Raw genomic sequence first — 14,824 nt, 5'->3', positions numbered from 1 at the left:
TGGCGGTTGTGGCGAAGTGGTTAACGCACCTGATTGTGGTTCAGGCATTCGTGGGTTCGATTCCCATCAGTCGCCCCATTTAATTTTAAATTAGAATAATACCAAATAGTAATTATGGCGGTTGTGGCGAAGTGGTTAACGCACCTGATTGTGGTTCAGGCATTCGTGGGTTCGATTCCCATCAGTCGCCCCATTTTTATCTAATTATCTTTTGGGGTATAGCCAAGCGGTAAGGCAACGGATTTTGATTCCGTCATGCCCTGGTTCGAATCCAGGTACCCCAGCCATTTTTTGCGGAAGTAGTTCAGTGGTAGAACACCACCTTGCCAAGGTGGGGGTCGCGAGTTCGAACCTCGTCTTCCGCTCCAAGTATGATGGCGGCATAGCCAAGTGGTAAGGCACAGGTCTGCAACACCTTTATCACCGGTTCAAATCCGGTTGCCGCCTCCATATTTTAACTGCTAATCGGTTTATCCGATTTTTTTTATCGCCATTATGCCGGTGTGGCGGAATTGGCAGACGCGCACGACTCAAAATCGTGTTCCTTTGGAGTGTCGGTTCGACCCCGACCACCGGTATCTAAAACTAGCAATAGAATGCTACGTATCAAGGCTTCACACTTAATTGTGTGGAGTCTTTTTTGTGTTCCTTTACACTACAAAATCAATTCAAGTAGTGTGCGGAGGTAGTGTAACAGAGCCTTTGTATGCAACAATTGCTGTTAATATCCCGACTTCGATAGTTGATTGTCCAATAGAATAATAGGGAATATAACCCAAAAGAAAAAACGTCACTACGGTTAAGTAAATGACGTTTTGTGATGTTATTGATCTCGTGATTTATTTGTGGTCATTTCTATTAAGTCTTGAATAAACTCAGGAGTCTCAATGGATGTAAAAATTTAGAAACTTGTTGTCGCGCTTGTTTCTCATTGTATGGGAACGGTCATGGGCCAATTTTATCAATTCAATCGCCAAACTCTTCTTGTACACGTTCTTCAATCCATAGGCTTTTGCGTTCAAAGCGATATTTAAGTGATAAAGTTCTTTGTCTGTTAGCGGTCTTTCTTCCATATATAAAACCCTCCGCCGATAATTTTTTTGTATCTTAGTAATTGGTGGATTTTAGTAATTAGTATTATGATAATAAATTGAAAAATAGCAGACAAATAGAAAATTTCCCTATTTTTTATTTTCGAAATATTCTTTTATATAATACCCTTCCTCCTCTGGCGTTGACAAACGAGTTGCTTTTCCTAGGGCTTCTTCACCTCCGCCTTGTTGTAATTTCCAAATTTTATTATGGTCGTCAACGGCGTTTGAAAAATCACCTTTCGACCATCTTTCCAATATTGGAATGTAAAGATCGTTATGTTCATAATCGTTCATTTTACATACAGCCAACAATCGGTCAACCTTTTCTTGTGTTATTTGCTCGTGACCCCATTGAGCACCAGATTGAACCTTTTGGTGAGACATGCTGTGAATGGCTTCATTTATTTTGTCTTCTATTAAGTTGTCAGGATAAAGCAATTCTTCTTTTGTTTTACTTTCGAGAATTGCTCCGTCACCTTCAACAACAATTGTTTTTGTTGAAAGTGAGCAGGTTGAGCAGGTTTTTCTATTGGATTTGTGAATTGAGTGTAAGCAAAAGCTGCACCGATGATGGCTGCTATTACAATGATAATAGTAGTCGATTTTGTTTTTCTTTTCATTCTATTAACTCCTCATTGTAATTTGTATGATTATGTAATTATATATTGCTTTATATTATGTAATTAGGTTAATAATAACAGATTATTATAATTAAACGGGATTGATTAAGGGAAGCAAAACAAAAAAAGTCCATGTTTATTTTTCAAACATGAGCTTTTTTAATAAAATTTAATTTGGACATTGTAAGGCGTTTATTGTTCTTCTACTGATACATTTCTGTAAAAGTATCGATTGCCAATTGATCGTTTCCTTCAATGGTTTCTTTTAGAAGATGTGCATAAGTTCTCATTGTTGTTTCAATGTCTTCATGACCTAAGCGTCTACTTATGTATTCCCCGCAAATCAAATTTTCTGTGAAAAGTGTGAAGTAAAAATGTTCCCTGAGGGCTATTGTTTGCCTGTTACCACATTTGAAGTGGAGACGGACAAGTGTGGGTGCTTTCCCCTCATTTATTTTAATTAGGAATAGTATACTTTTTCTACTTTATATAATGTTTGCTCGATAGTCGAGCAGAGAACGGCATCTACATTGTAAAATTTAACTCGAAAGTATAAACTTTTCAAAAAGTTCTTTATATTATTTTTTTGCTTAAAGGCAGGGAGAAATTCTGAATTTTTCTCCACATCACCAAAACTTTGAATCCATTGCTCTACATGAGTCTGACTAAGTATTTTTCTATTTAATACACTAATTATACATTTTACCATTCTTTCATCTTCCCCATCGGAGTAAACTCGATCTGTTATGGTCATCTTTTCGTAAACCAAATCGAGGATAGTTAAGAGGTCACTTTTATCCAGTTCGGAGCATTGGGCCAAATCATCTAAAGCATCTGCTGCATGGGCTATAGCATGAGCCCAGCCTTTTTCTTCGTCATACCCACGGTAATCTCGCTCTTCCTGTACATTGTAAAATACTTTCTCTTTTATCTGATGAATTTGCTCTCTTGAGAGAAATGGTGATTCTCTATTCCTTGTGAAGAGGAGCGGTATGACTAGCATGGAGAAAGATCGAGTGAAGACAGAGTCTGTATTTGTTTCACCAAGCTTAAAAAGCAGATGGTTTTTATCCAAAACAACTGGTAGAAGTTGTTCTAGTTCGTTTGCTGTTAGAGAATTATCAGGAATCCAATGTGATAAGGTCGTATAAATTAGCTCATCACGTAGTTGGGCATCCAAAGAACCGATGTTATTTATCATTTCTAGCATCAACTGGAATGTATCGGGGGGTGCCTGGTATCCATTTTCTTTTATTAATATCAACTTTTCTTTTAAATTCATTTTACACGCTCCTACTAGAAATTTTCTGAACTAACTTTTTCAAGGGTTTCTACTGATTATACGGCTTCTTCCCTTACGATGAGGTACAGATAGGATCAGAGACAATCCGCAATAGCAGAAAGGAATAAATTATTTCCAAGCGGTTTATTTCCTCATAAAATCCATAAAATTCCTCCTCCTTCGATTGTATTTTATACGATAACTTACTATCTAAAAAACTTTCCCACCCGATTTTAGGATAAAGAACCCATATAATAATATTAAAAATTTTCATTGTAAGTTAATGGTTAGATAGTTATCATTTGTATGTTAAATTAAATTAATACAAAGTGCAATAACTAATGGAATTTAAATTTTGGGCGTGAACTTCTACTGAAGTAATAATTACAATCGATCTAATAAGAAAAGACAATATTCAGGAAATATTATCGTTGTCACCTACACAGCAAGGACTACTCTTTAAATATCAGATGGATCCTAAATCGAGCGAATACATGGAACAGGTTGTCCTAAAAATTAAAGGAGATATAACTGATAAAGAGATTGAAAGAGTATGGCATTACTTGATTAGCGCTTTGAAGAAAGAGTGAGAGATTGTACTACCATATTAAATGAAATACGGGATAATGAGCTGAAAAAAGGGATTGATTTAGCAATGGAGAAATAAAAAGCAAAACACAAAGAGGAGAAAGTTTAGCGGAATGTCTCAGCAAGAATTAGCAGAGAGCAACATGTACTGGGATTATGACTAGTCCCAATGCAGAGTATACATGTGGAGAAATCTGGACTAAGCGAAATTGTCGATAAAGCATTTATAAAATCATGATATAATGAAATGGAAGGATAATGAATTCATTCCCTAATATTACATAAATCTGTGGTGGAGGGAAATTTATGATTAGAATTAAAAAGATCATAATTCTTTTGAAAGGGTGATCATAATGAAAACAATTTATATTTATCCAAAATTAGCAATGGGATTTAGGGGATTTGCAACAGGTTTAGATAGAGAAGGATTCTTTTTGAAGAAAAGGTCAACGAGGCTAAAAAAAAGTATAGACAATTCATTGAAAGAGAATAATTTGAGTTTTAATGTAGAAGTTACTCATGGGTTTGAATCTCCAGAGGAATTATTAGAAAATGATGGCGTTTTGGTTTTGATTTCTCCATACTTAAAAAGTTTACTTGGTCACATTGATTTTTCTAAAAGTGGATACTATCTTTTATCAGAGGCAGAATATAATTCTGAAAATATTGATAACATCTTAAAGTATATAAAAACGCTATAAGAGTAAAAGAAAACTATTGAAATGCTAAAAAATCCAGTTTAGCTATTAGAAATATATGTAAAACAAGAATGTTTATATTAGCATTCTTGTTTTTTTTGTGTGATACAACCAATTTTATAATAAAAGGAAAAGTAGTAGATAAGGAATGATTCAATTTCAGACGGGAACAGGGAAGTTAAACTCGAAAGATTATGTCATCGAGGAGCTTTTCAACTTATTAACTACTCCAGTTCATTCACATAATTTTAGTAAAATTTGATAACCGTTTAAGACAGATGTATTATATAATTAAGACAATTGACTTAAATGGAAAAGGGGTGAGTATATATGAAAAAATTGCCTGAAGCAGAATTTGAGATTATGAAGATAGTTTGGGAAAGTAATCCTCCAATTACTACAGGTATCATAATGCACGAAATAGGAAATGAGAAAGGTTGGAAAATCCAAACCGTAGTATCTCTTATGAAAAGATTAACTGAACGTGGATTTCTTCGCAGTGAGAAAAAAGCTAAGGAGAGATTTTATTACCCTACAGTAGAAAAAGATGCCTATCTAAGTTTTGAAACAGAACAATTTATGAAGCTCTATCATAAAAATTCCTTTATGAATTTAGTAGGTACACTCTATAAATCCGATACTATTTCTAATGAAGATTTAGCTTCGTTAATTAAATGGGTGGAAGAAAAGAGGGATTAATATGCACAGTATCATGGTAGGTTTATTCTTTAAATCAGTAGTTATGTCCTTTATTGGACTACTCTTTATGGCTGTAACGCCTTTCCTTTTAAAACGATACAGTGCTAGGTGGCTTTATTATGGCTGGCTTGCTATCCTTGCAGGTTTTATTTTACCATTTACAATCAATAGATCGACCCCAGTTATCAATCTATCAGAATCGGTGCAAGTACCATCTAAAGAACCTATTCCGACTAACAGTAGTCACATAACGCTTGTGTCCTCATCCGTAGATACAGTGACAGCACTTTCTGTTTGGCAGATAGTGATGATCATTTGGATTTTAGGAATCGTTGTATTTTTGGCAGTTCATCTTGTAAAACATTATCGATTTATGTACATGGTGAAAAGATGGGGGCAAACGATATCTGAACCAAAAACCCTTCATTTGCTTGAAAAAGTTAAAAGCGAAATGAATATCACGAAGGAAATCACATTGAAAGCATGTAGCTGTATCCATTCCCCCATGTTAGTGGGATTTACTAAAGATACTATCTGGCTACCTAATAATGCTTATCGAGAAGAAGAACTAACCTTGATATTGAAGCATGAGTTAGTTCATTTAAAACGGAAGGATTTATGGTATAAAGCTTTTGTATTGCTGATTAGTAGTATTCATTGGTTCAATCCATTGTTCTATCTATTCGCTAAAGAACTGGACAACCTTTGTGAACAGGCTTGTGATGAGGAAATAGTAAAAAATACTGACCTCCAACTTAGAAAAACGTATAGTCAGACGATACTACATGCCGAGAAATTAAAAAGAGGTGAGGGTGTTTTTTCTACAAATTTTCTAGGAGGTACACAAATTCTAAAAAAGAGAATACTCTCCATTATGGATATGAGTAAGAAGAAATCAGGAATCGTTGTGATGGCACTATTAATTTTATTTACAACAGGTGGAATGGCTGTCAGTTCAGCATTTGCTATTTCCAGTAAGCCATTGAACTATTTAGACGAAACATTTATGAAGGAATCCATTTTAACTGGTGCATCAAGAGGCTACTTTGCAACAGACAAATTTATTATTTACCCAAAGAATATGAGTGATAGAAAAACGGTGCCACCTGAGCCTACTATAAACAAAGAGCTCTATCGAGATGTGTTTTCAGCGGGTGTTATTGGAACTGAAGCAAGATACCAATACCCAATTGAAATTGTGCATAAACAGAATGGACAAAAATATACAACGGTAATTCATATTGAATATGACTATGAGCTACTAGCACCTGTTGAATATGATGAGCTCAATACCCTTATCGAAGCCTATTTGTTGCCATTTAATGAGTTAAAGGCTATACCCTATGCAGATTTCATCGCACCGAATTACCTAGAAAATAGATTGAAGGACTATATGCGAGATATTGATACACAGAATACAGACGCACGAGTGGAATTCACATTTCGTTTTGGTGGTTGGGTAACGAACAATGATCATCTGCCTTTCCCAAGCCAGGATTCTATAGGTACTACACCACGATATATGAAGTCTACACCATAGAAATCGTGTTGTAGTCTTCTTCTTACAAAGAAGATAACGTTTTACTTCATTTGCATGGGATTTATAGATTTCACTTAAAATCTGATTAGATATCTATTCCATTATTTATATTTACATGCTTTTATATAGAATGAAAACGAGATTCGTTACAGGAAATACCGAAATATTCCTATAAAATGAAAAAGTATATTATGTATGGATTTTCCAGCACATAATATACTTTTTATTTGCTTAGCATCACTACACATCTTCATTTAACTTTAAAAGTGTTCTCTTTATGAATTCGTCACTGAAACAGGGAAGTCATCCGAGTCCAAGTTTTTTTGAACAATAAATTCGACAAGCAAGTCTTCACCTGTGATCTCCTTTAATACTACTTTAAACAAATGGATATAATGATTATCGAGCCAATCACGAGCAAACACATTTGGCGCACTAATACTCAAAGTTGACCCATTATATGAAAATAGTTTAGTAGATTTCATCCACGTTTCGAAGCTTGGTTTAGAAACCCTTTGTTCAATTTGAGCCAGGACAGTGTTCCATAGTTCTTCTAAACTATTAATCTCTAATACTACGTTTTTCAAGTTTTCCTCTGGCATTTGTTTATTTACTTGTTTTTTCGTTGTAGGTTTAGGTTCGCTCATTGTTGGAATAATTGTGTTCATACACAGTTTTCCTAGTTCGCCAGCAATGTAACTGAGGTTTTCATCCATTTCATCAAAACGTTTGTCCAATTTATCTAGGCGTTGATTTATCTTTTGTTGTTCTTGCTTTATTTCTCGTAACAATTCAATCATAATTTTTTCTGTTTCGTTTTCCAATTTAGTTCACCTCCAGTTCTATAATATCACTTAAATCTGTAAGTAAAATTGTTTAGTTTTACTCATGTTAGAATATTAAATTGGAGATTTATGGCCACTTAGAAGGTATGACTAGCTTAAGAAAAAGGCTGAGAGGAAGCAAATCAGTGGCTATTAAAGAATAAGCGCCTAAGTAAATTTCTGAACAAAATAATACAATGAGCTATTTTTTAAAACGATCCCTCTAAAGGATAATAAATGCCCTTTAAAGAGCGGTTTTTTTATATTATCCCTACATTTTAACGATTAGTTCATGCTCTGTTCATTTAACAATTTTAAGCTATGAGTAATCAAAGAAATGGAGGGGTTAGTGATGAATCTTGCCTGGAAAGAAATGAAGAAGAATAAAGTACGGTTTTTAATCTTGGGCTCCATTATCTTCCTAGTTAGTTTTTTAACGTTTATTATCTCGGGATTAGCAAATGGTCTGTCACAGGATAATGCAGCTTTAATTAAGGATTTACCGAAGGGACAATTTTATATGGCTGAGGATGCAGATGGGACGTTTAATCTTTCAAGAATCAATAGCAATCTGCAGCAGGAAGTCATTAGTCAAGAAAAAGAGGCAGTAGCTTTTTCGATACAGATGGGCTTTTTAAACGATCAGGATGATAAACAGCAAAGTGTTGCCTTTGTCACATCTACGGAATCAACGCTATTTAGCAATGTGCATCAGGGTGAGGTACTTTTGGATAGCTCGCTGCAAGATAAAGGAATTCGAGTTGGAGATATATTAACGAATAATCAATACAGTGGAAAGTTCATTGTAAAAGGTTTTGTAGAGCAAAAGAAATATAGCCATGCTCCTGTCGCTTATATTAGTGAAGAGGCTTATGAGGAGATGTATCGAGTAAATGATAAGCAGTTAATTTATGTACCCAATAGCGAGCCGAAAGATTTTAAGGGGCTACAAGCATATAGCAATAAAGAATTTCTCAATACAATTCCTAGTTATAGTGCGGAACAGTTATCTTTAAATATGATTATATGGTTCTTAGTTGTGATTAGTGGGATGTTGTTTGCTATTTTCTTCTATATGATGAATGTCCAAAAAATTGGCTTGTATGGCATCTTAAAAGCGATTGGTTTAAAGACAAGTAAGCTATTTAAAATGATCTGGACACAGATGGCTATTATTACAGTCTTCTCACTTGTGGTATCTGTCAGCCTTAGTCAGCTATTTAATGTAGTTGCTCCTAAGGGGATGCCTTTCACCTTATCAATAGGTACTACAACACAGTTATCCATTGTGTTTCTTATCATTGGCTTTATCGGAGCTACACTGTCAGGAATGCAAATTAAAAAAATTGAACCGTTACAGGCTATACAGCAAGGGGAGGCTTAATCATGACGTTATTTACAATTGATGAAGTACGAAAAACGTTTAAGAATGGTGAAGTCGAGGAGGAGATCTTAAAGGGCATCAATCTTTCTTTACAAGAAGGAGAGATTACAGCATTGGTAGGTGCTTCTGGCTCTGGGAAAAGTACATTATTAACGATAGCTGCAGGACTACAACCAGCAACAGATGGGCAAGTGCTATTTGAAGAACAAAATCTAACAACGATGAGCACCGAACAGATACGAAAATTACGTGCAAGTAAATTCGGCTTTGTCTTTCAGTTTGCACATCTCGTCCCATTTTTGACAGTTGAGGAACAATTGCTATTAATGCTAGATGTTGCTGAATCTCCATTAAAAAAGAATGAACAAAAACATGAAGTCAATCGTCTATTGCAATTAGTTGGAATGGCTCATCGTAAAACCGCTTATCCATCCTCCTTGTCAGGTGGAGAGAAGCAACGCGTAGCAATCGCACGTGCTATTATTCATCAACCGAAAGTATTGTTTGCTGATGAACCAACGGCTAGTTTAGATTCCCAGCGCTCCAAGGAAATTATGTTGCTGCTAAAAGAATTAACCAAAACATTAAATATTACAACATTAATGGTGACACACGATGAGGAAATGCTTGCTTACACTGATCGTATTATTAAAATGAGCGATGGTGTCGTGTTACCAAATACTATGTACTAATAGGAATGACCACAATCATATAATAAATGGTTGTGGTATTTTTGTTTGAAGAGTAAGAGATAGCTTAGAAGGGTAATGAATGGAGGAAGGAGGGAAAACATGAAAAAACCATTGAAACTAGTATTTTTGATCCTAATGACGGTTGCCATATTACCTAAGGAAGCACAAGCGGCAAACTTTATAGATTTAGCAGATGAAACATTATCAACAGAGATAGATTATTTAGTGGAGCAGGATATTATGAAGGGCTATTCAAATAAACTATTCAAACCAAATGAAAATGTTACGAAGGCACAGGTAGCTGTTATATTAACTCGTGCCTTAGGATTAAATACAATCAATATAGAAAATCCAAAATTTCAGGATGTAACAACCACACATAAGTATTATAAAGAAATTGCAGCGGTACAAAATGCGGGGATCTTTGAAGAGGGCCATATATTTAATCCAGATGCAATCATGACAAGAGGACAAATGGCCATTGTGCTACAAAGAGCCTTCCAGCTTAAGGGCTCCGCGCCTGATTACTTTACAGATGTAACAGAACAAACACCAGGATATAAAGAAATTTTAACCCTAGCTTATAATCATTTAGTAAGGGGCTATGAGGATGGTACATTTAAACCAGATGAACCTGTTACACGTGCTCACTTTTCAGCATTTTTAGCACGTGCTATGACGCTATCTAAACCAGATTTGCTAAAAGATCCTGCTTTTATTTATACGTATGCCTATTATTCTTTAAATGATCATCAACGTTATACGTTAAATTATCAATACGACCACCATGACGGTAAAAATGATGTATGGGTAGTCGAAAATTTAAGTACAGAACAAACCTTTCCTAATGAACTGATATACGGCGATGATCGTATATACGGTCAAGCCATTGCTCGTGATGGTAACACACATTATGATTTATATTTGGAGCTACCGCTTAGAATAGGTGTTATATTACATGAGGATGATGCAGGGGTTACGTCAGGTGTACGAGTGACAGTCAAAACGACTAATGGTATTGTTCAAGCTGGAGAAGTGCAATATTCAGGTGTCGTCATTCTAGAAGAAAAATCCATCATTAATGGTACAGTGAAAACCTATTGTTTTGTGGATGGAATAGGTTTAGTGAAAGAGTTACACAATGACATTGTCGTGTTTGAACTGCTTAATCGAACAATGAAAAAGTAGAAAGCAAGCCTGCTTTTCGAAGTGGGCTTGCTTTGTTTTTAGTCGTGTAATGTAATATGAAAAAAACGCTGAAGGGCTAGCAACCATTCCTTCTCAGTTTGTGTTGTGTAGGTTGTTAAAGAAGAACCTTCATAGATTCTAAATTCATTGTTCATCATAGTATGACGACCACGAGTGGTGCGAATCATAGCAATTTTATTTTTTTGCTTGGAGAGTCGTGGTGCAAATTTTGCATCATTGGCATCGTCGTGAAAACTATATAGCAAACGCCAACTATGTTTAGTTTGTTCCAACAGCATCCAACCATTCGCTTCATCATAATCTATTTTATATAACTCTTTACCTTCACGATGTTGATAGCCAGCAATCAATGGCACTGGTTTACAGGGCGCTAAGGCACCGACACCTACATCTGAGATATAGAATTGACCACCATCGTTCACTAGCAATAGTTGATGCATGGGGATTTCCTCTGGAGGAGTATTTTCCGTTATGTTGCGCCAAAACTGGGCATAACGATTGGTGACAGAATAGCCAAGCTCCCGCAAAAGCCAGCTGAATAAGATATTTAGTTCAAAACAATTGCCACCACGTTTATCAATAATTATTTTTTGAAATAAATTAGGAATAGCGAAGGAGATACCACGGTTCAAGGCAACATCTAAATTTTCATAGGGAATGGTTAATAGATGTTTAGTTTGTAGTTGTCCAAGTAACTGGATAGATGGCTCTAACGTTCCTTGAAATTGAATATGCTGTAAATAGTGCTGAATCTGTTCATTCATAAAATCGCCTCACTTCCTTATTAATAACATAACCGAAATAGTCTTGGATTACACGCATAAACTGAAGGAGGAAATGATAGAAAAATAGCTAAATAACTAGTAAGATTAATATATTAGCTACTATATAGTGAAATATTTTACATATTAGTTAATAATATTAATGGTGAGGGTAGGTATCGTATAAAGAATGAAATGGATAGAAGTGAATACATATGAGGAAATGAGTGAAGTGGCAGCTAACATTTTCTCGAAGCAAATACAGGAGAAACCTGATAGTATTTTAGGTTTAGCAACTGGTGGATCACCTGTTGGTATGTATAAGGAATTAGTGACACGACATCAGGCTGGCCGTTTATCTTTTAAGGAAGTACAAACTTTTAACTTGGATGAGTATGTAGGTCTTGAGCAAACAAGTCCAGCAAGTTATTGGACATTTATGCATGAGAATTTATTTAATTTTGTAGATATACAGCCAGAAAATATTCATTTACCAAATGGGAAGGCAACCAATTTAGCTGATGAATGTGCTACATATGATGAACGTATTGAAGAAGCGGGAGGCATTGATTTACAACTTCTTGGCATTGGTGTTAATGGCCACATCGGTTTTAATGAGCCAGGAACATCGTTTGATTCTAAGACGAATATTGTGGAGTTAACAGAGTCCACAAGAACAGAAAATGCAATTTACTTTGATGATCCGTCTGAAGTGCCAACACATGCGATTACAATGGGCATTCACTCCATAATGAAGGCAAAGGAAATCATCCTCATTGCCTTTGGTGAAAAAAAGATCCCAGCGATTGAAAAATTGAAAAGTGGTCTTATTACAGAAGAATTCCCAGCAAGCCAATTATTAAACCATCCGAATGTTACCATAATTTATGGTGGTACGAATTAGAAAAAATAAGCAAAGACTTCTTAGGATTGAAGTCTTTGCTTGTTTGTTTTTCCTGATAGAATAACCCCCGCAACAACGGCTAGCCCACCTATAAGCTGAAATGAATGCAATTTTTCATCAAGAAAAAGGACGGCAAAAATGGAGGCGAAAACAGGAATGAAATTTAAATAAATACTTGCCTTGTTCGCTCCAAGCTGGATAACACCACTGTTCCAGCAGAGAAAAGCAACGATGGAAGCGAAAATACCAACATATAAAATAGCAGCAATAGTTGACCATTCCCAATGAATTACAGTTGCGCTAGACAGTGTTTCATAGAGAGAAAATGGGAATAACACAATAGCCCCAAGTCCAATCGTTACTAGAAAGGTAGATTGCCCTGGTAAACGAGTGGCATATTGTTTAATGAGCAATGAATACACGCTCCAACAAAATACCGCTGCGATCACAATTAAGTCCCCTTTGTTGAAAGTAAAATCTACCATCCTTGTAAAAGAGCCTCCCATTATAATAAAGGCAACTCCACACAGAGATAAAACGGTCCCTATTAACTGAAATTTTGATAGTTTTTCCTTCAAAAAAATAAAAGAAAGTATGTAAATCATTATAGGTGTAGAAGAGTTCATCAACGATGCATTAATGGACGTTGTGTAATGTAATCCAATGTAAACAAGCGTGTTAAATGCTGCAACACCTGTTAACGATAAGATAATGACAATCAGCCAATGTCTTTTCAGTATCCGCCATTCACGCTTTAATTGGCGAAATGCTATGGGAAAAAAGATAATAAATGCGACACACCAGCGTAAAAAGGCAAGTGTTAGGGGAGGGATATCTCCGCTAACGGCACGTCCAATAACAAAATTACCACCCCATAAAAGAGTTGCGAGTACTAATAATATATATGGTGGTATTTTCATGAAGCCATAACCCCTTTATTAATTGAATAGTAAAGTTAATTATAGGCAATCAGCGTAGCAATAATCAATGCCTCTGAAGTTTTGCTATGCTAAAATAAGGAAAACAAGAGGAGGAATAACTGTGAAAAGTACCGTACCATGTTTACAAAAGGGAGATTTAGTCGGTGTTGTTGCACTTTCAAGTCTTGTAGAGCCTGAAAAACTAGGAGAAGCAGTAGCCTTTTTAGACGAATTGGGACTTCGTTATATTGTGGGTGATACGATTCATGCAAAACATGCATATTTGGCAGGTAGTGATGAAATCAGACTAGCTGATTTTCATGACATGGTGAAAAACCCAGAAGTGAAAGCAATCTTTTGTGTAAAGGGAGGCTATGGCTCTGCCAGAATAGCTGAAAAAATTGATTATGCCTTAATAGAGGAAAATCCTAAAATTTTCTGGGGCTTTTCTGATGTTACATATTTACATTGTGCCATTAATGAATATGCCAATATGGTGACATTTCATGGACCAATGCTTATGTCAGCTAATGAGATGGATGATTTATCGAAGAAAATGTTTTTACAACTATTTTCCCCTATGGAAATTCAGTATACAGAGGCAATTTCTCCGTTAACAACTATTGCTGAAGGCATCGCACGTGGTGAAATGATTGGAGGGAATCTCTATCGTCTTGTCAGCACACTAGGAACCAAATTTGAAGTGCAAACTGAGGGCAGGATTTTATTAATAGAGGATGTAAATGAAACGATTCCGGTTATTGATTCGATGCTTCAGCATTTAAAACAAGCAAGGAAGTTCGAGCAATTAGCAGGAGTCATCATTGGTTCATTTACACAGACAGGAACTGATGAAGCAGCACTTCATTCATTAATGAAGGAGTATTTTGCAGATTTAGGGATTCCAGTCGTGGCTGGTTTTAAGATCGGACATGAAGCAACGAATATTGCGATCCCATTAGGAACAGAGGCTATTTTAGACGCACAGGAAAAGGTGTTGAAGATACTACCAGGCGTGCATGAATGATAGGGAGAGGGAACTATGGATATTGAAAAAGCACTGTATGAAGCTGCGGTTGCACTAGCAGTAAAAAGATATCCCTCCGGATGGGGAGGAGCTGCAGCTTTATATACCGAAGATGGTCGGATTTTAACAAGTGTTGCACCAGAGGTCATTAATGCAGCTACTGAATTATGTATGGAAACGGGTGCCATTCTAGAGGCACACAAATTTAATACAAAGGTTACGCATTCGATTTGTGTTGCTAGGAAAGACGAAACATCTAAATTTGTAGTGCTAACACCCTGTGGAGTCTGTCAGGAAAGACTTTTCTATTGGGGAGAGAATGTAAAGGCAGCGATTACGAATGCAGATGGTGAATTGATATTTAAATCATTAAAGGAAATTCAACCATATCATTGGTATAAGGCATATGAACAATAAAGCAAAAGAGGCTGGGACAAAAGTGTTTCAGCCAACAAAAAAACCTAACTATCCACTGAAACGCTCACGTGAAGTGTTTCGGAATAGTTAGGTTTTTCTAATTATCATGTTTTGTTAATTTAGAGATTATTCGGGTTTAAGAAGGTCCCAGTTAGTTATGTTTCA

Annotated in this window: 15 protein-coding genes and 6 tRNA genes; 15 read left to right on the top strand and 6 right to left on the bottom strand. The window is 35.8% G+C overall.

The genetic code is table 11. The features are described 5' to 3' along the window. The first annotated feature begins 2 nt into the window (after positions 1 to 2). From MHB40_RS21375 to MHB40_RS21350, 6 genes are all read left to right on the top strand, one after another. Positions 3 to 78, top strand: a tRNA-His gene (locus MHB40_RS21375). A gap of 39 nt (positions 79 to 117) precedes the next feature. After that, a tRNA-His gene (locus MHB40_RS21370) sits at positions 118 to 193 on the top strand. 19 nt (positions 194 to 212) lie between these two features. Further along, positions 213 to 287, top strand: a tRNA-Gln gene (locus tag MHB40_RS21365). A 6-nt stretch (positions 288 to 293) separates the two neighbouring features. After that, a tRNA-Gly gene (locus MHB40_RS21360) sits at positions 294 to 368 on the top strand. A gap of 8 nt (positions 369 to 376) precedes the next feature. Further along, positions 377 to 450, top strand: a tRNA-Cys gene (locus tag MHB40_RS21355). A gap of 47 nt (positions 451 to 497) precedes the next feature. Then, positions 498 to 578 (top strand) — tRNA-Leu (locus MHB40_RS21350). Between the two features lie 603 nt (positions 579 to 1,181). On the opposite strand, the gene MHB40_RS21345 is transcribed toward MHB40_RS21350, so the two are convergent. The 3 genes from MHB40_RS21345 to MHB40_RS21335 all read right to left on the bottom strand — a co-directional run bounded on the left by MHB40_RS21345 (position 1,182) and on the right by MHB40_RS21335 (position 2,996). Continuing rightward, positions 1,182 to 1,532 carry a DUF6241 domain-containing protein gene (locus tag MHB40_RS21345; RefSeq protein WP_342441602.1) on the bottom strand — a complete coding sequence of 117 codons (351 nt, stop codon included), beginning with the start codon at positions 1,530 to 1,532 and terminating at the stop codon, positions 1,182 to 1,184. Then, on the bottom strand, positions 1,511 to 1,714 hold the full coding sequence (locus MHB40_RS21340; RefSeq protein WP_342441601.1) for a hypothetical protein: 204 nt from the start codon (positions 1,712 to 1,714) through the stop codon (positions 1,511 to 1,513). The genes MHB40_RS21345 and MHB40_RS21340 overlap by 22 nt, the downstream gene beginning before the upstream one ends. Before the next feature lie 460 nt (positions 1,715 to 2,174). Continuing rightward, the gene (locus tag MHB40_RS21335) at positions 2,175 to 2,996 is read right to left on the bottom strand and encodes a DUF2785 domain-containing protein (protein WP_342441600.1); all 822 of its coding nucleotides are present in this window, start codon (positions 2,994 to 2,996) and stop codon (positions 2,175 to 2,177) included. Positions 2,997 to 3,937: 941 nt separating this feature from the next. On the opposite strand from MHB40_RS21335, the gene MHB40_RS21330 reads away from it, so the two are divergent. The 3 genes from MHB40_RS21330 to MHB40_RS21320 all read left to right on the top strand — a co-directional run bounded on the left by MHB40_RS21330 (position 3,938) and on the right by MHB40_RS21320 (position 6,521). Further along, positions 3,938 to 4,285, top strand: coding sequence for a hypothetical protein (locus MHB40_RS21330; RefSeq protein ID WP_342533447.1), 348 nt, complete (start codon positions 3,938 to 3,940; stop codon positions 4,283 to 4,285). A 327-nt stretch (positions 4,286 to 4,612) separates the two neighbouring features. Continuing rightward, positions 4,613 to 4,981 (top strand): BlaI/MecI/CopY family transcriptional regulator, encoded by a 369-nt coding sequence (locus tag MHB40_RS21325; RefSeq protein WP_342441598.1) that lies wholly within the window; start codon positions 4,613 to 4,615, stop codon positions 4,979 to 4,981. A 1-nt stretch (position 4,982) separates the two neighbouring features. Continuing rightward, positions 4,983 to 6,521 (top strand): M56 family metallopeptidase, encoded by a 1,539-nt coding sequence (locus MHB40_RS21320; RefSeq protein WP_342533446.1) that lies wholly within the window; start codon positions 4,983 to 4,985, stop codon positions 6,519 to 6,521. Positions 6,522 to 6,796: 275 nt separating this feature from the next. Here MHB40_RS21320 and MHB40_RS21315 read toward each other — a convergent pair whose 3' ends face one another. After that, positions 6,797 to 7,345, bottom strand: a complete 549-nt coding sequence (locus tag MHB40_RS21315) for a DnaA N-terminal domain-containing protein (protein WP_342533445.1) — start codon at positions 7,343 to 7,345, stop codon at positions 6,797 to 6,799. A 352-nt stretch (positions 7,346 to 7,697) separates the two neighbouring features. Between MHB40_RS21315 and MHB40_RS21310 the strand changes: the two genes are divergently transcribed. The 3 genes from MHB40_RS21310 to MHB40_RS21300 all read left to right on the top strand — a co-directional run bounded on the left by MHB40_RS21310 (position 7,698) and on the right by MHB40_RS21300 (position 10,609). Next, positions 7,698 to 8,729, top strand: coding sequence for an ABC transporter permease (locus MHB40_RS21310; protein WP_342533444.1), 1,032 nt, complete (start codon positions 7,698 to 7,700; stop codon positions 8,727 to 8,729). 2 nt (positions 8,730 to 8,731) lie between these two features. After that, entirely contained in the window at positions 8,732 to 9,421 is a 690-nt protein-coding gene (locus MHB40_RS21305) for an ABC transporter ATP-binding protein (protein ID WP_342533443.1), read from the top strand. A 99-nt stretch (positions 9,422 to 9,520) separates the two neighbouring features. Continuing rightward, positions 9,521 to 10,609 (top strand): S-layer homology domain-containing protein, encoded by a 1,089-nt coding sequence (locus MHB40_RS21300; RefSeq protein WP_342533442.1) that lies wholly within the window; start codon positions 9,521 to 9,523, stop codon positions 10,607 to 10,609. Between the two features lie 38 nt (positions 10,610 to 10,647). Here the strand turns inward: MHB40_RS21300 and MHB40_RS21295 are convergent, their stop codons facing one another. Beyond that, positions 10,648 to 11,394 (bottom strand): arylamine N-acetyltransferase, encoded by a 747-nt coding sequence (locus tag MHB40_RS21295; RefSeq protein ID WP_342533441.1) that lies wholly within the window; start codon positions 11,392 to 11,394, stop codon positions 10,648 to 10,650. A 187-nt stretch (positions 11,395 to 11,581) separates the two neighbouring features. On the opposite strand from MHB40_RS21295, the gene nagB reads away from it, so the two are divergent. After that, positions 11,582 to 12,295 (top strand): glucosamine-6-phosphate deaminase, encoded by a 714-nt coding sequence (gene nagB / locus MHB40_RS21290; protein ID WP_342533440.1) that lies wholly within the window; start codon positions 11,582 to 11,584, stop codon positions 12,293 to 12,295. 20 nt (positions 12,296 to 12,315) lie between these two features. On the opposite strand, the gene MHB40_RS21285 is transcribed toward nagB, so the two are convergent. Continuing rightward, positions 12,316 to 13,215, bottom strand: a complete 900-nt coding sequence (locus tag MHB40_RS21285) for a DMT family transporter (RefSeq protein WP_342533439.1) — start codon at positions 13,213 to 13,215, stop codon at positions 12,316 to 12,318. Positions 13,216 to 13,336: 121 nt separating this feature from the next. On the opposite strand from MHB40_RS21285, the gene MHB40_RS21280 reads away from it, so the two are divergent. After that, complete coding sequence (locus MHB40_RS21280) at positions 13,337 to 14,242, top strand: LD-carboxypeptidase (RefSeq protein WP_342533438.1); 906 nt, start codon at positions 13,337 to 13,339, stop codon at positions 14,240 to 14,242. Between the two features lie 15 nt (positions 14,243 to 14,257). Then, positions 14,258 to 14,659 carry a cytidine deaminase gene (locus MHB40_RS21275; protein ID WP_205445563.1) on the top strand — a complete coding sequence of 134 codons (402 nt, stop codon included), beginning with the start codon at positions 14,258 to 14,260 and terminating at the stop codon, positions 14,657 to 14,659. Positions 14,660 to 14,824: the final 165 nt, after the last annotated feature.

The sequence above is a fragment of the Lysinibacillus sp. FSL K6-0057 genome (genome assembly GCF_038630885.1).
In the GTDB taxonomy this organism is placed as follows: Bacteria; Bacillota; Bacilli; order Bacillales_A; family Planococcaceae; genus Lysinibacillus; species Lysinibacillus fusiformis_F.
This window is presented reverse-complemented; position numbering and strand designations above follow the sequence as displayed.

Coding starts and splice junctions, on each gene's coding strand:
- MHB40_RS21330 (WP_342533447.1), top strand. CDS start 3,938: ATGAAAACAATTTATATTTATCCAAAATTAGCAATGGGATTTAGGGGA.
- MHB40_RS21340 (WP_342441601.1), bottom strand. CDS start 1,714: ATGAAAAGAAAAACAAAATCGACTACTATTATCATTGTAATAGCAGCC.
- MHB40_RS21285 (WP_342533439.1), bottom strand. CDS start 13,215: ATGAAAATACCACCATATATATTATTAGTACTCGCAACTCTTTTATGG.
- MHB40_RS21325 (WP_342441598.1), top strand. CDS start 4,613: ATGAAAAAATTGCCTGAAGCAGAATTTGAGATTATGAAGATAGTTTGG.
- MHB40_RS21295 (WP_342533441.1), bottom strand. CDS start 11,394: ATGAATGAACAGATTCAGCACTATTTACAGCATATTCAATTTCAAGGA.
- MHB40_RS21305 (WP_342533443.1), top strand. CDS start 8,732: ATGACGTTATTTACAATTGATGAAGTACGAAAAACGTTTAAGAATGGT.
- MHB40_RS21335 (WP_342441600.1), bottom strand. CDS start 2,996: ATGAATTTAAAAGAAAAGTTGATATTAATAAAAGAAAATGGATACCAG.
- MHB40_RS21300 (WP_342533442.1), top strand. CDS start 9,521: ATGAAAAAACCATTGAAACTAGTATTTTTGATCCTAATGACGGTTGCC.
- MHB40_RS21275 (WP_205445563.1), top strand. CDS start 14,258: ATGGATATTGAAAAAGCACTGTATGAAGCTGCGGTTGCACTAGCAGTA.
- MHB40_RS21310 (WP_342533444.1), top strand. CDS start 7,698: ATGAATCTTGCCTGGAAAGAAATGAAGAAGAATAAAGTACGGTTTTTA.
- nagB (WP_342533440.1), top strand. CDS start 11,582: ATGAAATGGATAGAAGTGAATACATATGAGGAAATGAGTGAAGTGGCA.
- MHB40_RS21320 (WP_342533446.1), top strand. CDS start 4,983: ATGCACAGTATCATGGTAGGTTTATTCTTTAAATCAGTAGTTATGTCC.